Here is an 18,636-nt window from a genome sequence, read left to right as displayed (position 1 = left end):
CGGCTGTCGGGCAATGTCGTGCAGCTGTGTGGCAAGGCCTTCGTATGACGGCAAATCAGGGACGCGGCATGACACGTGCGCAGCAATCTGGACGGTATCAGAAAATCCATCGGAAATCCCCGCAAGCCAGGGACAAGCCTGACACGCCCGACACCCGCCTGGCCCTGCGCCGCTGGCTGCCGTTGCTGGCGCTGTTCACCGCCGCCTGTGCGCCGGTGGATGCGCAACAGCGCAGCGCCGCCATCAACACGCAACCCCAGCCGCCCGTGCAGTCGGCGCAATCGGCGGCACAACCGCTGATTGCCGTACCGCCCGCGGTGCTGGCCGGCCTGCCCCCTACCGCCGACACGCCCGCCCTGGCCGCCGTCGTGGCCGCGCGCGAAGCCATGAACCGCAAGCAGTGGTCCATCCTGGGCGCGTTGGTGCCGCAAGCCAAGTCCGACACGCTGGGCATGTACCCCGAATACTGGCTGCTGCGCTATCAGCTCTGGACGCCGCCGGCCACCGGCCGCCCCACGGCCGACCTGCAACGCTTCATCAGCAGCAATGGCGACGCCTACCTGGCCGACCGGCTGCGGGGCGACTGGCTGCTGGCCGCCGCCCGCAGTGGCGATTTCGAAACCGTGCGCAAGCTGGCGCCAGTCAAGAACAGCAACGCCCAGATCGAATGCGCCATTCTTGACGCCAAGCACATGACCGGCCAGCGCGCGACCGCCGCGCAAGCCATGTCCGCCTTCGCGCCCGGCAGCGCCTGCTGGGCCTTGTACGACCAATTGGTGGCCGACGGCATCCTGGGCTGGGAACAGCTGGAACCGCAGCTGCGCGACGCCATCGAGGCCGACAAGACGACGGACGCGCGCAAGCTGGTGCAGTACATGTTCGAGCCGCGCGACCTGAAAACGTACGACGTCCTGATGAAGGACCCGATGAAATGGCTGACCCGCCAAGACCGCATGCCGGTGGGCCGCAACGAAAAAGAACTGGTCACCATCGCCTTGGCGCGGCTGGCGCGATCGGATGTCAGCGTGGCCGATTCCTACCTGCGCCGCGAATGGGCCAAGTCCATGTCCAAGCCCAACCTGGCCTGGGTGCGCGGGCAATACGCCCTGATGGCCGCGCTGAAGCTCGATAGCCGCGCCGACGACTGGTATCACGAAGCCGGCCACATCCGCATGACGGAATACAACGCCGGCTGGAAGGTGCGCGCCGCATTGCGCCAACCCAAGATCGACTGGAAGTGGGTGATCGAATCCATCGACGAGATGCCGCCCGCGCAGCGCAACGACACGTCTTGGGTGTACTGGAAGGCGCGCGGCCTGGCGGCCACTGGCCGCAAGGATCAAGCCAACGCCTTGTATGCCAGCATCGCCGACCGCTTCGATTTCTACGGCCAGCTGTCGGCCGAAGAGTTGGGCCGCCGCATCAATGTGCCGCCGCGCCCGGCGCCCATCAACGACCGCGAAATCGCCGAGGCCCGCGCCAACCCGGGCTTGCAGCGCGCCGTGCAGTTGTTCCGCCTGGGCTGGCGTGCCGAAGCGGTGCCGGAATGGAACTTCACGCTGCGCGGCATGAGCGACCGCCAATTGATGGCGGCCGCCGAATTGGCCCGTGCCGAAAACATCTACGACCGCGTGGTCAACACGTCGGATCGCACCGAAAAAGAGTTCGACTTCAGCCAGCGTTTCATCGCGCCGTTTGAAGGCCGTGTCACCGCCAAGGCCAACGCCATCGCGCTGGACCCGGCATGGGTCTACGGTTTGATCCGCCAGGAATCGCGCTTCATCATGGATGCGCGTTCGCACGTGGGCGCCTCGGGTCTGATGCAACTGATGCCGGCCACGGCCAAGTGGGTGGCGGGCAAGATCGGCATGACCGATTTCACGCCCGCCAGCGTGAATGATTTCGACACCAATACCGAACTGGGCACCAACTACCTGAACATGGTGCTGCGCGACCTGAACGGGTCGCAGATGCTGGCCAGCGCGGGCTATAACGCCGGGCCGCGGCGCCCGCACAATTGGCGCTCGACGTTCTCGCATCCCGTCGAAGGCGCGATCTTTGCCGAGACCATCCCGTTCAACGAAACGCGCAATTACGTGAAGAACGTGATGTCCAACTCGGTGTATTACGCGGCAATGTTCACCGGCCAGCCGCAGTCCCTGAAAGAGCGCCTGGGCAACATCGTGCCGCTGGGCGCCGAAAGTACCTCGATTCCATGACGCAGGACCCCGCCATCAACGGCTTGCAGGTGTATATCGTGGGCGGCGCGGTGCGTGACGCGCTGCTGGGCTTGAAGCCGGGTGACCACGATTGGGTGGTGGTGGGCGCAACGCCCGAAGACATGGTGCGCCGGGGTTTCATTCCCGTCGGCGGGGATTTCCCCGTGTTCCTGCACCCGCGCACCAAAGAGGAATACGCTCTGGCGCGCACCGAGCGCAAGTCGGGCCGTGGCTACAAGGGCTTTACGTTCTACACCGGCGCCGACGTGACGCTGGAAGAAGACTTGCGGCGTCGCGACCTGACGGTCAACGCCATCGCTCAGACCCAGGACGGCACGCTTGTAGACCCGTTGGGCGGCGTGGCCGACGTGCATGCGCGCGTGTTTCGCCACGTGGGCGAAGCTTTCCAGGAAGACCCGGTTCGCATCCTGCGGCTGGGCCGCTTCGCCGCCCGCTTTGATGATTTTTCCGTGGCGCCCGAGACGATGGCGCTTTGCCGCGCGATGGTTGACGCGGGCGAGGCCGACGCGTTGGTCGCCGAGCGGGTGTGGAAGGAATTGTCGCGCGGGCTGATGGCTAAAAAGCCGTCGCGCATGCTGGATGTGCTGCAAGATTCTGGCGCATTGGCGCGCGTGATGCCCGAATTGCAAGGCGTTGCCGACGTGGGTGCCGACGTGGATCGCGCGGCCGGGCTGGGGGTGTCGATGGCCGGCCGATACGCGTTGCTGTGCCGCCTGACGCCCGAGTGCGAGGCGCTGGGCCGACGCATGCGCGTGCCCACCGAATGCAACGACTATGCGCGCTTGTTGCCCGAGGTATTGCTGGGCCTGGACGCGGCTGAACAAGCCGCCAACAACAGCGACGCCACCGAGGCGCAGCTGGCGCTGATGGAACGCGCCGACGCGCTGCGCAAGCCCGAGCGCTTTTTCGACCTGCTGAAAACCGCCGCCATCCTGCGCCCGGTGGACATGGGCGCCTGGCAGGCAAGAGTGGATGCGGTGCGCGGTGTGGACGCAGGCGCCATTGCGAAAGCGTGCGCGGGCGACCCGGCGCGCATCAAGGACAGTGTCCGGCAAGCAAGGCTGGACCGGCTGCGAGCCGGATAGGCCGGCGTGCCAGCCGGACGGCTTGGCCCGCCGCCACAACTTCGCCCGCCGCTATAGCATGGCCCGCCGCTACAGCTTGCCCAAACGGTCGCCGCGTGAAAAACCTGTCAGCGGTTCCGTGATGCCACGGCCCACGGCCAGCACCTTGAACAGTTCGCCCATTTCCGCCTCGGACAGCAGCTTTTGCACCGGCGCCACAGCCTGCGCGTATTGCTGCACATCCGACGGGTCCAACTGGCCCAGCAAATCCATCAACCCGGCGTTCATCAAGAAGCGCGCCTGCGACGTGTAGCCCAGCACTTGCAGGCCGGCTTCCAGCGCCGCATCGGCCATGGCGGTGAAATCCACGTGCGCGGTAATGTCCTGCAAGCCCGGCGCGGTGAAGGGATCGCCGTGCGCGTGATGACGCAAATGGCACATCAGCGTGCCGCCCGCGCGTTGCGGGTGGTAGAACTCGCTGCGCGGAAATCCGTAGTCCACCAGCAGCGCCGCGCCGCGCTCCAGCCAACTGCCCATCGCGGCAATCCAGGCTTCGCCTTGCAGATTGATTTCGGACACGTAGCCGGGCAACGCCGGCATGCGCGCGGCGACGGCTTCGGCCAAGGCAGGCGATGCGGGGCGGTCGCTCCAGACGAAGTGCTGCTGCGCATCCAGCGCCACGCCGCGCTCCATCACGGCGCCGTCCTGGCTCCAGCAAAACAGCGATACGGGCATCGCGTCCAGCACCTCGTTGGCCAGCACGCAGCCGGCGAAGGCGTTGGGCAAGGCGTCCAACCATTGCACGCGGTCCCCGAAAGCGGCCAGGCGTTCGGCTTGGCGCGCGCGCAAGTCGGCAGACACTTCCAGGATCAGGTATTGCGTCTGGTCCAGGCCCTGCGCATCCAACTCGCGCAGCACACCTTCGGCCAGGGCGCCCGTGCCCGCACCAAATTCCAACACGGCGTGTGTCTGCGTTTGCCGCAGCACCTGCGCAACCTGACGGGCAACGGTGCGGGCAAACAGCGGGGTCAGTTGCGGCGCGGTGACGAAGTCGCCCGCTGGCGCCTTGGCGTCGTCGTTGCCATCGGCCAACTTGACGTTGCCGGCCGCGTAATAGCCCAACCCCGGCGCATACAACGCCTGCGCCATCCAGTGGTCAAACGGCAACCAGCCGCCATTGGCCGTAATGGCGGCGCGCAGCTGTGCGGCGGCGGCGTCGCTGTGCGCCTGGGCGGTGGGTGACAACGGGGGCAGGTTGGCGGGGGCAGGGCGTTGCATGGCGGGTTCTAGCGTAGGCATGACGGCATTTTCCCAAAAAAAGGCGTAGCCGTCCGGCTGCGGGCGGGTGTCTGGCGACGGTAATGCACAATGAACAAAAAAAACCCCGCGACGAACGCGGGGTTTTTTACTGCGGGCTTAGCGGGGCGATTTAGCCGCGACGATCAGCCGGCTTGGCAAAGCGCTTGGCGGGGCCGCCGGGGCGCTTGTCGAATGCGGGCTTGGCGCGGAAGCCGCCTTCCGGACGGTCGCCGCCACGGAAACCGCCTTCACGGGCAGGACGATCGCCAAAGCTGGGGCGGGCGTCACGGTCAGCGCCGCGGAAACCACCTTCGCGGGGAGCACGCTCGCTGAACGGGCGGGCATCGCGCTGGGGGCGGTCACCAAAGCTGGGACGGTCGCCGCCGAAGCTGGGGCGGGCGTCACGGTCACCACCACGGAAGCCGCCTTCACGCGGGGGGCGGTCGCCGAACGGGCGATTGCCCTGGTAGCCGCCTTCGCGCTGGGGACGATCACCGAAGCTGGGACGATCGCTGAACGAACGGGCCGGGCGGTCGCCGAAGGGGCGATTGCCTTGGTAGCCGCCTTCGCGCGGGGCGCTGTCGCGGTTGCCTTGGTAACCACCTTCACGCGGCTTGAATTCGCCACGGGGTGCGCCCCCTTCACGCGGGCCGCCAAACGAACGACCTTCGCGGTTGCCTTGGTAGCCGCCGCCTTCATGGCGCGAACCACCAAAACCGCCAGGACGCTTGCCGAACGGCTTGCCGCCACGCGGGGCGCCGCTGCCGCCGGCCGACGGGCGCGGCGTGCGCTTGGGTTCCAGACCGGCGATGGTTTCCGGCGTAATCGTTTGGCCGATGTAGTGCTCGATACGGCGAACCTTGTGGCGCTCGGAGTGCGTAGCCAGCGTGAACGCCAGGCCGCTGCGACCGGCGCGGCCGGTACGGCCGATACGGTGCACGTAGTCTTCGGCTTGCATCGGCAGGTCGAAGTTAACGGCGTGGCTGATGCCTTGCACGTCGATGCCGCGGGCGGCAACGTCGGTGGCAACCAGAATACGCAGCTGGCCGCGTTGCAGTTGCGACAGCGTACGGGTGCGCTGGCGCTGGTTCATGTCGCCGTGCAGGGCAGCGGCGGCAAAGCCTTGGTCGGCCAGGCGATCGGCCAGATCGTCAGCGCCACGCTTGGTGGACGTGAAGACGATGGCTTGATCCAGCTTGGCGTCGCGCAGCACGTGATCCAGCAATTGCATCTTGTGGCTGGCGTCGTCCGCGTACAGCAGGCTTTGCGTGATGTTGGTGTGCTTTTCCTTGGCGCCGGCCATCTCGATACGCTGCGGGTCGCGCATCATCTTCGCAGCCAGCTTGGCGATCGTGCCGTCCAGCGTGGCCGAGAACAGCAGCGTCTGACGATCTTCCGGCAGGCGGCTGACGATGGTTTCGATGTCTTCGATGAAGCCCATGTCCAGCATGCGGTCGGCTTCGTCCAGCACCAGCGTGTGCACGGTGTTCAGCTTGACGCGACCCGATTGCAGGTGATCGATCAGGCGGCCCGGCGTGGCGACCAGCACGTCAACGCGACGCGACAGGGCCTTCAGTTGGGCGCCGTAGGGCATGCCGCCCACGACGGTGGCGGTGCGCAGGTCAGCCAGCTTGCGGCCGTAGGTGGCCGTGGCTTCGGTGACTTGCAGAGCCAGTTCGCGGGTGGGGGTCAGCACCAGCACTTGCACGCCGACGCCCTTGTTGGCGGGCATCTGGGCAATACGGTGCAGGGCCGGCAGCATGAAGGCGGCGGTCTTGCCGCTGCCCGTCTGCGAGGAAACCATCAGGTCGTGACCGGCCAGCGCTTGCGGAATGGCAGCGGCTTGGACGGAGGTGGGGGTATTGAAGCCAGCTTCTTGAACGGCCGACAACAGAGCGGGTGCAAGACCCAGAGTTTCGAAAGACATTACTTTCCCTTGCCGCAGACAATGCGACGCAGTGCTTGGTCGGGCCAGGGGAGTAGGCGGCCGGATCCAGGCGACGGTTGATGGAGCATCGTGCCGACCGAATCAACCGTGCGCGTGGCGCGTTCTCTTATACAGATTGGAACGCAGGGCGAAAGGAAAGGAGGTCAGGAATCGATGATAGTTCGGCATGGGGGCCAGGCTAGCTTGCCTGGCAGACTGCAAAAAATTCCGCTAAATCAAAGCGGTAAATGCCGAACTCGTTTTGTGCAGTGCGGCGATCATAACCCGATTTCGCCTTGCAAGGGAATTATTTTTTTGTCCAGTCCCCAATCAATAGGGTTTTTCCCTTGGTTCACCAGCCACGCGTTGGTCATCTGAAAGTGCCCACAACCCAGGAACGGGACGGGCGGCCTGCGGGCGGACAGCGGGGAGGGGTGGTTCGCCATCAGCACCAGGTGGCCGTTGTTGTCCGGCAGCAACAAGCGCTTGGCCTGCGCATGGGCGCCCCACAGCATGAACACCTTGGGCGAGGGGTCTTGCGCGACCAGCGCGATCAACGCATCCGTCACCGTTTCCCAGCCGCGCTTGGCGTGGGAGGCGGGCTGGCCGTCCTCCACCGTCAGGCAGGTGTTCAGCAGCAATACACCCTGTTCCGCCCACGGGCTCAGGTCATTGCCGGCGGGGATAGGGGTACCTGGGTATTCCTGGGCGATCTCGTTGAAGATGTTGCGCAGGCTGGGTGGGCGCTTGCAGTCGTCGGGCACCGAAAACGCCAGGCCTTGAGCCTGGCCGGGGCCGTGGTACGGGTCTTGCCCCAGGATCACGACGCGCACATCCGAGGGCGCCATGCCGTGCAGCGCGCGCAGCGGCGTGGCGGGATAGACGACGGCGCCTTCGACCAGGCGCTTTTCAACATGGGCGGTGGCCCGCGCCAGGGCATCGGCCACGGCGGGGTCTTTGAAGGCCGCCGCCCAGGCGGCGGGCAGCGCGGCCGTGTGGGCGGCGAGGGCGTTGGGAGTCAGGCGGTTATCAATCGGCATGGGCGCGATTTTGGCATAGGGCCGGCCGCCGCGCCGCGCGTTTCCCTACTGCATCACCCAGCCATGGCTGACCAGGAACGACTGGCCGGTCAGGGCCGCGCTGGGGAAGGTGCACAGGAACAGCGCCGTCTGGGCGACGTCTTCGACCGTGGTGAAAACGCCATCCACCGTGTTGCCCAGCATGACTTTCTTGACCACGTCTTCTTCGCTGATGCCCAGTTCCTTGGCCTGCTCGGGGATCTGCTTTTCGACCAGCGGCGTGCGCACGAACCCCGGACAGATGACATGCGAGCGCACGTTGTGCGCGGCGCCTTCCTTGGCCAGCACGCGCGCCAGACCCAACAGCGCATGCTTGGCGGCGACATAGGCCGATTTCAGCGGCGAGGCCTCGTGCGAGTGCACCGATCCCATGTAGATCACCACCCCGCCGCGATCGTCCTTGTACATGTGCTTGAGCGCCGCCTTGGTGGTCAGGAAGGCGCCGTCCACGTGAATGGCCTGCATCTTTTTCCAGTCGGAAAAAGCGAAGTTCTCGATGGGATTGACGATCTGGATGCCGGCGTTCGAGATCAGGATGTCGATGCTGCCGTAGGCGGCCGCCACCTTGTCGATGCCCTGGTTCACGGCGTCTTCGCTGGTGACGTCCATGGCGACACCCATCGCCTTGCCGCCGGCCTGCTCGATTTCTTTCGCGACCGCGTCCGCGCCGGCCTGGTTCAAATCGGCAATGGCGATGGTGGCGCCCGCGCGCGCCAAGGTCAGCGCAATTTCTTTGCCGATGCCGCTGGCCGCGCCTGTGACGACGGCCACTTTTCCATTCAACTGGGACATGCTGCTACCTCCGGACAAGGATTGCCGGCCGGTGTATGCGCCCAGGGCGCGACGGCCGGCGACAGACGGCCTTGCGAATCGCCGGCCGGTGCCGCGCTGGTGATCCGCAAGGAATTGATCCGATGGTAGTCCTTCAGCTTGAGCGCCGGCTGAACGCCCGGCGCCCGCGGACTCAGCCCTGGCGCACCGGGGCGGGAGCGCCCTCGGTAGCGGGGGCGCCGCCCGAGCGCAGCAGCAGGAAACCGACCACGGCGGAAGCCAGTGACCCGGTCAGCACTCCAATCTTGGTGGCGTCGACCGTGGCCGCGTCGGTGAAAGCCAGCGCGCCGATGAACAAGCTCATGGTGAAGCCAATGCCGCACAACATTGCCACGCCGTACAGCTGCTTGAACGTGGCATGGCGCGGCAGGCTGGCCATGCCGGTCTTGATCGCCAGCCAGGCAAAGCCGAACACGCCCAGCTGTTTACCCAGGAACAGGCCCAGCGCCACCCCCAGCGGCACGGGTTGTGCCAGGCTGGCCAGACCCATGCCCGCGAAGGACACGCCCGCATTGGCAAAGCCGAAGATCGGAACGATCAGCAGCGCGACGGGCTTATGCAGCGCATGTTCCAGGTCGTGCAGGGGCGAACGGGTCTCGGGCTTGCCCTGGTTGCGCGGGCGCAGCGGGATGGTCAGCGCCAGGGCGACACCGGCCAGCGTGGCGTGCACGCCGGACTTCAGCACGAAGTACCACAGCAGGGCGCCCAGCAGCAGATAGGGCGTCAGGCGCAGCACGCCGGCGCGGTTCAGCAGGAACAGGCAGACCAGCAGCGCGCCCGCCATGGCCAGCGCAAACACCTGCAATTGGGACGTATAGAACAGCGCAATGATGACAATGGCGCCCAGGTCGTCAAGGATGGCCAGCGCAGTCAGGAAGATCTTCAGCGACGTCGGCACGCGGCTGCCCAGCAGCGCCAGGATGCCCAGCGCGAAGGCGATGTCGGTGGCGGCGGGAATGGCCCAGCCGCGCAAGGTCTCAGGCGTGCCCAGGTTGAGCGCCACGTAGATCAGGGCCGGCATCACCATGCCGCCCACCGCCGCCACGCCCGGCAGCACGATGCGGGATACTCCGCGCAACTGGCCGTCCAGGACCTCGCGCTTGATTTCCAGGCCGACCAGCAGGAAGAACACGGCCATCAGCCCGTCGTTGATCCAGTGCAGCACCGTTTCCTTGAGCACGACGGGCCCCGCCGTGAAGCCCAGCTTGGTGCCCAGCACGTCGAAGTAAACCGGGGCGGCGGGGCTGTTGGCGATGATCAAGGCGACCAGCGCGGCGGCCATCAGCACATAGCCACCCAGCGCTTCCGAGCGCAGGAATGCCTGAAGAAAAGAGGCGGGGCGATGGGGCGTGGCCGGCTGAGTCAAAGAGCGTCCTTGAGTGAGGGTGGGTCGAAATAATTGCTGAATTTTACCTGAACAGGCGAGGCGATGCCGTGCGGTGAAGTCGATGCGGCACCGGCAAAGTGAGGCAACTGTAGTTCAACGTCGGCCAAATTCCACGCATTCTCAGTAATTCTTGAAAAGTGCCTGGGCAGGCATTCGGTCGGATTCGTCCTATATATCGGCCCTGCAAGAGGGGCACCCGGAAAGTAAGAATTTTCTGGGGTATTTCGCGTGCGTTCCTGGCTAGCATCGCCGGGCTTAATCCTTGCCTGTGCCCTATGCGTCTTATGCCATTTCAGCCCCCCCAGCCCCCGCAGCCTCTCCATCAGCTTTCCGTGCTGACCTACCAGCCCGCCCGCCCCGGCGCGGCTCCCCGGTTGGTCGATATCGGCAGCGCCGTCAGCGCACCCCCGTCGTCAGATGCCCATGGTCGATATCAGGTAATGCACCTGGCCCCCAGCATGCGCCTGTTGGCGTGGCACGGTGAGGGCGCCCGCTTTGACATGTCTTGCCACGGCAGCATCCAGGTGTGGGCGGGCTCCCGTCTGGCTGCCTCTGAATGCCCGCATGAATGCCGCGAGCCCGGCGTCCTGGCGCTGGCTCCGGAAGACGTGGCGTACCTGGAAGCCTATCTGCTGGTTCTAGGTCAAGCCTGGCACCGCGCCGAGTCCAAGGCCGGGTCGAACGCCGGGTCGAACGGCGATACGAACGCCGATACCCACGACGCCCGCCTGCCTCAATGACTTCCGCACCCGTTGCTACCCCGGCCGCGGATGCCGGTGGCCGACTGCGCATCTTGCATACCGAAGCCGCCACCTCATTTGGCGGGCAGGAATTCTGCGTTTACAAGGAAATGATTGCGATGCGCGACCGGGGCCATCACCTGGAACTGCTGTGCCAGCCCGGTGCGGAACTGGGCGACCGGGCAAGCGAGGCCGGGTTCACGGTGCACCGCATCGTCATGGACGGCCCGGGCAATTTTCTGCGCGGCGTGTTCTTTGTGCGCCGGCTGCTGCGGGGCGGGCGCTTTGACGTGGTCAACACGCACAGCCGCCGCGACACCGTATTGGCCGCGTGGGGCGCCAGGCTGGCCGGCGCGCCGCTGATCGTGCGCACGCGGCATCTGGCCAAGCCCATCGGTTCGCTCTATGCCTACACCTGGCTGGCGCATCGCGTCATTGCCGTCAGCCGGTATGTGCAGCAGCAGTTGCTGGATGGCGGCGCGCGGCCCGGCTCGGTTGCCACCATCCATTCGCCCATCGTGCTGCCGCAAGCCGCGCAACATGCCTGCGTACGGCGCGAGCTTGGCCTGCCAGCCGATGCGTTGGTGGTTGGGTGCGTGGCGGTGATGCGGGCTGAAAAAGGCCATGCCGACCTGATCGACGCCTTCGGGCGTATTGCTTCCCGCTTTTCCGACGCGCATCTGGTGCTGGTTGGCGACGGCATGCCGCTGATGCCGCAGTTGCAAGACAAGGTGGCGGCGATGGGCCTGGACGCGCGCGTGCATTTCACGGGCAGGCGCCACGATATCGGCAACGTGTTGATGGCTTTGGACGTTTTCGCGTTGGCAACGCACCGCGAAGCGCTGGGCACCGTCTTCATCGAGGCCGCCGCCATGGGCGTGCCGGTGATCGGTACGAACGTGGGGGGCGTACCTGAAACCATGCAGGCAGGCGTGACCGGCCTGCTGGTGCCGCCTCGTGACCCGGCCGCGTTGGCCGCGGCGTTGGCCACGTTATTGGCCGACCCCGCCTTGCGCCGCCGCATGGGCCGGGCGGGCCAGACGCGGATCCGGGACCAAGGTTTGTTCTGCGCCGATCGCGCCGCCCAGCAGGTGGAAACCGTGTATGGGTCCTGGCTGGCGGAACGGGGGCGCGGCGCCCGAGCGGGGTAGCCCGGTGCCGCGTGCATCAACGGCGCATCAATCCATCAACGCCGCATCAATCCATCAACGCCGCATCAATGCATCAACGACGCATCAATGCATCAACAGCGCATTCATGGCTTCGACGACGCGGTTGCGATAGCGCGGCAGCAGCGCCTGCGTGCGCGCCTGGCGGTCCGCCCATTGCGCCGGTTCCGCGCCGGCGGCAATGCGCGGCGCGGCCCAGATCGGGTCCGGAAAATGGCGGTCGCCGCGCCACCGGGGGATCACGTGCCAATGCAGGTGGGGCACCATGTTGCCCAGCGACGCCAGGTTGATCTTGTCAGGCGCCAGCACGGCCTGCTGTGCTTCTTCCACGGCGTACACGGCGCGCATCAACAGGTCGCGCCCGTGCGTGGACAGGCTGGTCATCTCGGCCAGATGGCCGTTCCAGACCACCCGGGTGAAGCCGGGGTAGTCGGCATCGTCAACCTCGATCACGCGCAGATGCGGCCCGCGCCACAGCACCGTGCCGCCATCTTCCTGGCACAAGGGGCAGTTCGGGTCGCGCGCGCTCATGTCAGCACCTTGCGGTACTGAATGAAGCCCGAGCGGTCCGCGATGCGGTCGTACAGCTGCATGGCGGGGGCGTTGGTTTCGTGCGTCAGCCAGTACACCCGGGCGGCGTTGGCGGCGGTGGCTTCGGCGTAGACGTGTTCGATCAGCTTGCGGCCCGCGCCGGTGCCGCGCACGTCCGCGTCCACGTACAGGTCTTGCAGGTAGCAGTAGTCGCCCGCCGTCCAGGTGGAGCGATGGAAGATCCAGTGCACCATGCCGATGGCGCGGCCGCCGTCGAACGCCAGCGCGGCGTGCATCGGTTCGGCGGGGTCCAGCAGGCGCGCCCAGGTGTTGCGCGTCACGGCGTCATCGATACTGACGCGGTAAAACGCCTGATAGCCCTTCCACAGAGGCAGCCAGATGTCGAAGTCGGCGGCGCCGATGGGGCGGATTTCAGCGGTACTCATGGCGCGGGGCCTCCTACACAGATTGAATTCAGAGTTGCTCTTCCAGGGCCTGGACGATGTGTCGCAGCACCTGCACGCGAGCGTAACGCTTGTCGTTGGCCGACACCAGATGCCACGGCGCATGGGCCACGTCCGTGCGGGCCAGCATTTCGTTGGCGGCCGCCGCGTAGTCTTTCCATTTTTCCCGATTGCGCCAGTCGTCCGGCGTGATCTTGAAATTCTTGAAGGGCGATTTCTCGCGTTCCTTGAAGCGTTCCAGCTGCACGTCTTCCGTCACCGCCAACCAGAACTTCAGCACCAGCGCGCCGCTGGCCACCAGTTGCTCTTCGAAGTCATTGATTTCGCCGTAGGCACGCCGCCATTGCGCGGGGGCGGTCAGTTTTTCCACGCGCTCGACCAGCACGCGGCCGTACCAGGACCGGTCAAAGATGGCCACGCGGCCGTGCCGGGGCAGGTGCCGCCAGAAGCGCCACAGGTACGGGCGCGACATCTCGTAGCTGGACGGCGCGGCAACCGGTGTGATGTCGAACTGACGGGCGTCCAGTGCGTGCGTGACGCGTCGGATGGCGCCGCCCTTGCCGGCGGCATCCTGGCCTTCAAAGACCAGGATCAGGGAACGATCCAGGAATTTCCGCGAACGCGCCGCGCGTGCCAGCCGGCCCTGCAACAAGCCCAGTTCGGACTCGTAATCGTCTTTGTCGATCTTGGCGTCGTAGTCCAGTTCGCCCAGGCGGTCGACAACGCGGGTCGGGCGCGCATGCGCGTGAAACGATGCCGGTATGCGCGGCACGCCGCGTTGGCGCATCGCGGCCAGCACGGCCTCGGCTGTGCGCGCCGCGCGCATGTTTTCGTCGGCGCTGGGAATGACGATCCACGGCGCGTGGCCGCTGTCGGTATGGTTCAGCACAATCTGCGCGCCATGGCGAATGCGGTCGAACCGCTTGGCGACTTTCAAGTCCACCGGGCTGACCTGCCAGGAGGTCTCGGGGCTGGCCAGCAAGCGCTGGGCGCGGTCCGTCTGCGCCTTGGCCGACAGGTGGAACCACAGTTTGACGATTTGCACGCCCTCGGCGGCCAGCATGGCTTCAAAGCGCAGGATGGCGGCCGAGTGCGCCGCGATGTATTCCTGGTTGGGCTTCTTGCTGGCGGCCTCGATGATCAGGGGCGCGTACCAAGAGCCGAACACGATGCCCGTCTTGCCCTTGGGCGGCAGGTCTTTCCAATACCGCCAGAAAGGCGGGCGATCCAGCTCTTCGCCTTCAGGGGGGCCATACGCCAGCGTCTTGATGTGGCGCGGGTCCATCCATTCGTTCAGCTGGTTGATGGTGGCGCCCTTGCCCGCGCCGTCAATGCCGGCCACCACCACCAGCAAGGTTTTTTCGGCCTGTTCCAGGCGCCGGTACTGGGCGTTGAGCAGGGCGACGCGCAAGCGGGCTTCCAGCGGTTTGAACTCGTCCTTGGACAGGCTGGGGTCGGCTTCGGCTTCTGCGAACATGGGGTTCCGTCTGGTCGGCTATCGGTAAGTCCGCCGATCTTGCGGGATTCGCCCGTGCCGCGCAAGTACGGCAGGCGCGATTGACGGCGCCGCCTACAGCCCGTTCACCGGAATCTTCAGGTAGCGCACGCCGTTGTCTTCGGGCGGCGGGAAATGCCCCGCGCGGATGTTGACCTGGATGGCGGGCAGGATCAGCGTCGGCATGCCCAGCGTGGCGTCTCGCCGCGTGCGCATGGCGACGAATTCATCCTCGCTGATGCCGTCGCGCACGTGGATGTTGGACGCCCGTTGTTCGGCCACCGACGTTTGCCAGTGGGCGTCGCGGCCGGCGGGCGGGTAGTCATGGCACATGAACAGGCGCGTGCCCCCGGGCAATGCCAGCAGGCGCTGGATGGACCGGTACAGCTCGTGCGCGTCGCCACCTGGGAAATCGCAACGCGCCGTGCCCACGTCCGGCATGAACATCGTGTCGCCCACGAACGCCGCGTCGCCGATCAAATAGGCCATGTCGGCCGGCGTGTGGCCCGGCACGTGGATGGCGGTGGCCGTCAGTTTGCCGATCGAAAACGTTTCGCCATCGGCGAACAGGCGGCCGAATTGCGAGCCGTCCAGCTGGAATTCGGGTTCCAGGTTGAAGACCTGCTTGAAGACGCCTTGCACGGTACGGATGCTTTGCCCGATGGCGATCACGCCGCCCAGCTGCCGCTGCAAATAGGGGGCGGCGGACAGGTGGTCGGCGTGTGCGTGGGTTTCCAGCAGCCATTGCGTTTGCAAGCCTTGCTGGCGCACGTACTCGACGACCCGGTCCGCGCCGGCCGTGCTGGTGCGTCCCGATTTCGGGTCGTAGTCCAGCACCGAATCGATGATGGCGCAGGCGCTGCCATCGTGCACGACGTACGTGACGGTGGCGGTGACGGAGTCGAAGAACGCTTGGATGTGTGGATTCATGGCCGGCCGTGGAGACAACGCATAGACAACGTAGAACAATCTATATTTTCAAATAATATTGTTCGATAGTTTATACATAAATATAATGACTGCCTGCCTCCTTTGTCACTCCCCCTAGCTCATGAACTCCCCCCTGACCGACTGCGAACTCGCCGCCTTGCGCGCCTCTGCCGCCAAGGCCTGCACGCTGCTCAAGGCATTGGCCAACGAAGACCGGCTACTGTTGCTGTGCCAGCTGGTGCAAGGTGAACGCAACGTGGGCGAACTGGAATCGCTGACGGGCATCCGCCAGCCGACGCTGTCGCAGCAGCTGGGCGTGCTGCGCGACGAAGGCCTGGTGGCGACGCGCCGCGATGGCAAGTACGTCTACTACCAGATGGCCAGCCCCGAGGTCAGCCAAGTCATGAAAACGCTATCCAGTTTGTACTGCGGCCGCGCGATGGAGTCACTCACATGAACCCGGACTGGTCTGTCTTTACTCCCGTGCCGGCCACGCTGGGCGGCCTGCTGATCGGCGCCGCTGCCATCCTGTTGATGGCGGGTGCCGGCCGAATCGCCGGCATCAGCGGCATCGTGGGCGGCTTGCTAGGGCCGCAACGCGACCGAAGCTGGCGGCTGGCGTTCCTGCTCGGCCTGTGCGCGGCGCCGTGGTTGTACCGGCTGGGCGGCGCCTTGCCGGAAATTGTGGTCCAAGCCGGGACAACGCGCTTGATCGTGGCGGGCCTGCTGGTGGGCATCGGCACGCGCTACGCGTCGGGATGCACCAGCGGCCACGGCGTGTGCGGCCTGTCGCGCGGGTCTGTGCGGTCGCTGGTGGCCACTGCGTTGTTCATGGCGGCCGGGTTTGCGGTCGTCTATGTCGTGCGGCATGGGGTGGGGGGCTGACATGGTCGCGCTGATCGCTTTCGCGTCGGGGCTGGTCTTTGGATTGGGCTTGATCGTGTCCGGCATGGCCAACCCGGCCAAGGTGCTGGGCTTTCTGGATATTGCCGGTGACTGGGATCCGTCGCTGGCGTTCGTGATGGGGGGCGCGGTGTTGGTGACGGCGGCGGGGTTCGCGCTGCTGCGCCGGAAAAGCGCCAGCTTGTCGGGCGAGCCGCTGCGCTGGCCGACGGCCACGCGGGTGGACGCGCGGCTGGCGCTAGGCAGCCTGGCTTTTGGCGCGGGCTGGGGCCTGGCGGGTTTTTGCCCCGGCCCCGCGTTGGTGGCCGCCGCCGCGGGCGTGCCGGACGCGCTGATCTTCGTGGCCGCGATGATCGCGGGCATGGCGATCTTCTCGGTGATCGAAAAGATCCGACAGCGCTAGGCCGGCACGGCCCCGCGTCACTCGTACGTACGCACGTCGTCGATGACCTTGCCGTCGTTGGGCAGGCTGTCGGCATCCGCCCATTCCACGTCGGCACGTAGCTTGGTCACATCGCGCACGGATTCCGCGATGCGCTTGGACAGGTCTTCGCCGCGCACGCGCGATTCCACTTTCAACACCATCCGGTCCGACCCCGTGCTGCCGCTGATGACCAGCCGCGCGCGCAGGATCTCGGGATGGCGACGCGCCACGTCCGCCACTTGTGAAGGGTGTACGAACATGCCGCGCACCTTGGTCGTCTGATCGGCCCGGCCCATCCAGCCCTTGATGCGCGTGTTGGTGCGCCCGCAAGGCGAAATGCCCGGCATGACCGCCGACAGGTCGCCGGTGCCGAAGCGCACCAGCGGATAGTCCGGGTTCAAGGTGGTGACGACGACCTCGCCGACCTCGCCGTCCGGCACCGGTTCGCCGGTGCCCGGGCGCACGATTTCCACGATGATGTCTTCGCCCAGCACCAGCCCCTGGCGCGCGGGCGTTTCAAACGCAATCATGCCCAGGTCGGCGCTGCCGTACGCCTGATAACCGTCAATGCCGCGCGCCGCCAGCCAATCTCGCAGCGACGGCGGAAACGCTTCGCCTGACACCAGCGCACGCCGCAGCGAGCCCAGCTTCACCCCCAGCTCGTCCGACTTTTCCAAGATGATTTTCAGAAAGCTGGGCGTGCCCGTGTAGCCGCTGGGCGCCAGGTCCTGAATGGCGCGCACCTGTTGTTCGGTCTGGCCGGTGCCGCCCGGAAACACGGTGCAGCCCACGGCGTGCGCCGCCGTTTCCATCATGGAGCCGGCCGGTGTGAAGTGATAGGAAAAACAGTTGTAGGCCAGTTCGCCGGCGCGAAAGCCCGCTGCGTACAGCGCCCGGGCAAAACGCCAGTAGTCGGCGCGCGCGCTTTCCGGTTCGTAGATCGGGCCGGGCGACGCAAACACGCGCATCGCCTCGCCCCAGCCAATGGCCGAGAAGCCGCCGAACGCCTTGCCGGGGCTGGCGGGCGTGGCGTCGTCGTCGCGGCTGTGCTGCTGGCGTTCCAGCAGTTCGTGCTTGCGCAGCACCGGCAGCCGGGCAAGCGCCGCGCGCGACGTGATGGTGGCCGGGTCAACGCCGCGCAGCTGCTCGGCGATTGCCGGCGCGCGCGCAATGGCTCGCGAAATCGCGTCGGGCAAGGCGGCCATCAGCTCGCGCTCGCGTTGCTCGGGCGCACGGGTTTCCAGTACATCGAAAAACTCGGACATGGGATCGCACCCTCTCTTCAGGCCAGCCAGCGTTTGCGGCGGCGATAGAACTTGTTGTCGCGAAAGCTCTTGCGTTCTCCGCTGGAGATGCCCAGGTAGAACTCCTTCACGTCCTCGTTCTGGGCCAGATCCAGCGCGGCCCCGTCCATCATTACGCGCCCGTTCTCCAGGATGTAGCCGTAGTCGGCATAACGCAGCGCGATGTTGGTGTTCTGTTCCGCCAGCAGGAAGCTCACGCGTTCACGCTGGTTCAGATCGCGCACGATTTCAAAGATCTCTTCCACGATCTGCGGCGCCAGCCCCATCGAGGGCTCGTCCAGCAGGATCATGTTGGGGTTGGCCATCAGCGCGCGGCCAATGGCGGTCATCTGCTGTTCGCCGCCCGACGTGTAGCCCGACTGGCTGGCGCGGCGTTGCTTCAAGCGCGGGAAATACTGGTAGACGCGTTCTAGCGCGGCGGCGGTATCGGCACGGCTCATGCTGCGGGTGTAGGCGCCCGTCAGCAGGTTTTCCTCGATGGTCAGGTGCGCGAAACAGTGGCGGCCTTCCATCACCTGCACGACGCCGCGCTTGACCAGCTCGGCCGGCGACAGGCGTTCGATACGCTGGCCCCGGTATTGGATGTGGCCCTTGGTGACGTCGCCGCGTTCGCCCTTGAGCAGGTTCGAAATCGCGCGCAGCGTCGTGGTTTTGCCCGCGCCGTTGGCGCCCAGCAAGGCCACGATCTTGCCTTCCGGCACTTGCAGGGACACGCCCTTGAGCACCAGGATCACGTGGTTGTAGATCACCTCGATGCCGTTGACGTCCAGCAGCACGGAGGGCGCGGCGGCGGGGGCGGCAACCGGGGTTGCAGCAGTAGATGCAATGGAAGATGCAGCGGTCATGACG

Annotated in this window: 18 protein-coding genes; 7 read left to right on the top strand and 11 right to left on the bottom strand. The window is 66.1% G+C overall.

The window, feature by feature from the left end; translation table 11 throughout:
• The first annotated feature begins 68 nt into the window (after positions 1-68).
• A complete protein-coding gene (locus KYT87_RS28405; RefSeq protein WP_219991374.1) occupies positions 69-2,219 on the top strand; it encodes a lytic transglycosylase domain-containing protein in 2,151 nt (716 codons plus the stop codon).
• Positions 2,216-3,325: a CCA tRNA nucleotidyltransferase gene (locus KYT87_RS28400; protein ID WP_219991373.1), complete on the top strand. Its 1,110-nt coding sequence runs from the start codon at positions 2,216-2,218 to the stop codon at positions 3,323-3,325. Before KYT87_RS28405 ends, KYT87_RS28400 begins: the two co-directional genes overlap by 4 nt.
• Positions 3,326-3,394: 69 nt before the next feature.
• Here the strand turns inward: KYT87_RS28400 and KYT87_RS28395 are convergent, their stop codons facing one another.
• The 5 genes from KYT87_RS28395 to nhaA form a co-directional block, all read right to left on the bottom strand.
• Entirely contained in the window at positions 3,395-4,582 is a 1,188-nt protein-coding gene (locus tag KYT87_RS28395; protein ID WP_219992794.1) for a class I SAM-dependent methyltransferase, read from the bottom strand.
• A 151-nt stretch (positions 4,583-4,733) separates the two neighbouring features.
• On the bottom strand, positions 4,734-6,530 hold the full coding sequence (locus KYT87_RS28390; protein ID WP_046803027.1) for a DEAD/DEAH box helicase: 1,797 nt from the start codon (positions 6,528-6,530) through the stop codon (positions 4,734-4,736).
• A gap of 278 nt (positions 6,531-6,808) precedes the next feature.
• A complete protein-coding gene (locus KYT87_RS28385) occupies positions 6,809-7,570 on the bottom strand; it encodes a uracil-DNA glycosylase (protein ID WP_219991372.1) in 762 nt (253 codons plus the stop codon).
• Positions 7,571-7,615: 45 nt separating this feature from the next.
• On the bottom strand, positions 7,616-8,401 hold the full coding sequence (locus tag KYT87_RS28380) for a 3-hydroxybutyrate dehydrogenase (RefSeq protein WP_046803029.1): 786 nt from the start codon (positions 8,399-8,401) through the stop codon (positions 7,616-7,618).
• Positions 8,402-8,573: 172 nt separating this feature from the next.
• Complete coding sequence (gene nhaA, locus KYT87_RS28375) at positions 8,574-9,806, bottom strand: Na+/H+ antiporter NhaA (protein WP_219991371.1); 1,233 nt, start codon at positions 9,804-9,806, stop codon at positions 8,574-8,576.
• 353 nt (positions 9,807-10,159) lie between these two features.
• Between nhaA and KYT87_RS28370 the strand changes: the two genes are divergently transcribed.
• Both KYT87_RS28370 and KYT87_RS28365 read left to right on the top strand, forming a co-directional pair.
• Positions 10,160-10,567, top strand: coding sequence for a hydrogenase (locus KYT87_RS28370; RefSeq protein WP_185975330.1), 408 nt, complete (start codon positions 10,160-10,162; stop codon positions 10,565-10,567).
• Entirely contained in the window at positions 10,564-11,718 is a 1,155-nt protein-coding gene (locus KYT87_RS28365; protein WP_219991370.1) for a glycosyltransferase, read from the top strand. Before KYT87_RS28370 ends, KYT87_RS28365 begins: the two co-directional genes overlap by 4 nt.
• An 84-nt stretch (positions 11,719-11,802) precedes the next feature.
• Here KYT87_RS28365 and KYT87_RS28360 read toward each other — a convergent pair whose 3' ends face one another.
• From KYT87_RS28360 to KYT87_RS28345, 4 genes are all read right to left on the bottom strand, one after another.
• A complete protein-coding gene (locus KYT87_RS28360) occupies positions 11,803-12,267 on the bottom strand; it encodes an HIT family protein (RefSeq protein WP_046803033.1) in 465 nt (154 codons plus the stop codon).
• Positions 12,264-12,713, bottom strand: a complete 450-nt coding sequence (locus KYT87_RS28355) for a GNAT family N-acetyltransferase (protein WP_046803034.1) — start codon at positions 12,711-12,713, stop codon at positions 12,264-12,266. The genes KYT87_RS28360 and KYT87_RS28355 overlap by 4 nt, the downstream gene beginning before the upstream one ends.
• A 28-nt stretch (positions 12,714-12,741) precedes the next feature.
• A complete protein-coding gene (gene pap / locus KYT87_RS28350; protein ID WP_046803035.1) occupies positions 12,742-14,208 on the bottom strand; it encodes a polyphosphate:AMP phosphotransferase in 1,467 nt (488 codons plus the stop codon).
• A gap of 93 nt (positions 14,209-14,301) precedes the next feature.
• Entirely contained in the window at positions 14,302-15,156 is an 855-nt protein-coding gene (locus KYT87_RS28345; RefSeq protein ID WP_046803142.1) for an MBL fold metallo-hydrolase, read from the bottom strand.
• Between the two features lie 121 nt (positions 15,157-15,277).
• Here KYT87_RS28345 and KYT87_RS28340 point away from each other — a divergent pair, with 121 nt between their 5' ends.
• The 3 genes from KYT87_RS28340 to KYT87_RS28330 are packed head-to-tail and all read left to right on the top strand — an operon-like array spanning position 15,278 to position 16,462.
• Positions 15,278-15,613 (top strand): helix-turn-helix transcriptional regulator, encoded by a 336-nt coding sequence (locus KYT87_RS28340; protein WP_046803036.1) that lies wholly within the window; start codon positions 15,278-15,280, stop codon positions 15,611-15,613.
• Positions 15,610-16,041: a YeeE/YedE family protein gene (locus tag KYT87_RS28335; RefSeq protein WP_046803037.1), complete on the top strand. Its 432-nt coding sequence runs from the start codon at positions 15,610-15,612 to the stop codon at positions 16,039-16,041. The genes KYT87_RS28340 and KYT87_RS28335 overlap by 4 nt, the downstream gene beginning before the upstream one ends.
• A gap of 1 nt (position 16,042) precedes the next feature.
• Entirely contained in the window at positions 16,043-16,462 is a 420-nt protein-coding gene (locus KYT87_RS28330; protein ID WP_046803038.1) for a YeeE/YedE family protein, read from the top strand.
• A 17-nt stretch (positions 16,463-16,479) separates the two neighbouring features.
• Here KYT87_RS28330 and KYT87_RS28325 read toward each other — a convergent pair whose 3' ends face one another.
• Positions 16,480-17,748, bottom strand: a complete 1,269-nt coding sequence (locus tag KYT87_RS28325; protein WP_046803039.1) for a phenylacetate--CoA ligase family protein — start codon at positions 17,746-17,748, stop codon at positions 16,480-16,482.
• Positions 17,749-17,765: 17 nt separating this feature from the next.
• Positions 17,766-18,632 carry an ABC transporter ATP-binding protein gene (locus KYT87_RS28320; RefSeq protein WP_223264744.1) on the bottom strand — a complete coding sequence of 289 codons (867 nt, stop codon included), beginning with the start codon at positions 18,630-18,632 and terminating at the stop codon, positions 17,766-17,768.
• Between the last annotated feature and the right edge of the window lie 4 nt (positions 18,633-18,636).

This window comes from Achromobacter sp. ES-001, from assembly GCF_019448355.1.
Classification (GTDB): Bacteria; Pseudomonadota; Gammaproteobacteria; order Burkholderiales; family Burkholderiaceae_B; genus Achromobacter; species Achromobacter spanius_B.
Note: the sequence above shows the minus strand (reverse complement) of the source record. Positions and strands in the feature narration are given on the sequence as shown.

What these genes read in the sequence shown, in the direction of transcription:
- KYT87_RS28380 (WP_046803029.1), bottom strand. Translation starts at nt 8,401, where the DNA reads ATGTCCCAGTTGAATGGAAAAGTGGCCGTCGTCACAGGCGCGGCCAGC.
- KYT87_RS28340 (WP_046803036.1), top strand. Translation starts at nt 15,278, where the DNA reads ATGAACTCCCCCCTGACCGACTGCGAACTCGCCGCCTTGCGCGCCTCT.
- KYT87_RS28320 (WP_223264744.1), bottom strand. Translation starts at nt 18,632, where the DNA reads ATGACCGCTGCATCTTCCATTGCATCTACTGCTGCAACCCCGGTTGCC.
- KYT87_RS28395 (WP_219992794.1), bottom strand. Translation starts at nt 4,582, where the DNA reads ATGCAACGCCCTGCCCCCGCCAACCTGCCCCCGTTGTCACCCACCGCC.
- KYT87_RS28365 (WP_219991370.1), top strand. Translation starts at nt 10,564, where the DNA reads ATGACTTCCGCACCCGTTGCTACCCCGGCCGCGGATGCCGGTGGCCGA.
- KYT87_RS28335 (WP_046803037.1), top strand. Translation starts at nt 15,610, where the DNA reads ATGAACCCGGACTGGTCTGTCTTTACTCCCGTGCCGGCCACGCTGGGC.
- KYT87_RS28345 (WP_046803142.1), bottom strand. Translation starts at nt 15,156, where the DNA reads ATGAATCCACACATCCAAGCGTTCTTCGACTCCGTCACCGCCACCGTC.
- pap (WP_046803035.1), bottom strand. Translation starts at nt 14,208, where the DNA reads ATGTTCGCAGAAGCCGAAGCCGACCCCAGCCTGTCCAAGGACGAGTTC.
- KYT87_RS28385 (WP_219991372.1), bottom strand. Translation starts at nt 7,570, where the DNA reads ATGCCGATTGATAACCGCCTGACTCCCAACGCCCTCGCCGCCCACACG.
- KYT87_RS28390 (WP_046803027.1), bottom strand. Translation starts at nt 6,530, where the DNA reads ATGTCTTTCGAAACTCTGGGTCTTGCACCCGCTCTGTTGTCGGCCGTT.
- KYT87_RS28405 (WP_219991374.1), top strand. Translation starts at nt 69, where the DNA reads ATGACACGTGCGCAGCAATCTGGACGGTATCAGAAAATCCATCGGAAA.
- KYT87_RS28355 (WP_046803034.1), bottom strand. Translation starts at nt 12,713, where the DNA reads ATGAGTACCGCTGAAATCCGCCCCATCGGCGCCGCCGACTTCGACATC.
- KYT87_RS28330 (WP_046803038.1), top strand. Translation starts at nt 16,043, where the DNA reads ATGGTCGCGCTGATCGCTTTCGCGTCGGGGCTGGTCTTTGGATTGGGC.
- KYT87_RS28360 (WP_046803033.1), bottom strand. Translation starts at nt 12,267, where the DNA reads ATGAGCGCGCGCGACCCGAACTGCCCCTTGTGCCAGGAAGATGGCGGC.
- KYT87_RS28325 (WP_046803039.1), bottom strand. Translation starts at nt 17,748, where the DNA reads ATGTCCGAGTTTTTCGATGTACTGGAAACCCGTGCGCCCGAGCAACGC.
- KYT87_RS28400 (WP_219991373.1), top strand. Translation starts at nt 2,216, where the DNA reads ATGACGCAGGACCCCGCCATCAACGGCTTGCAGGTGTATATCGTGGGC.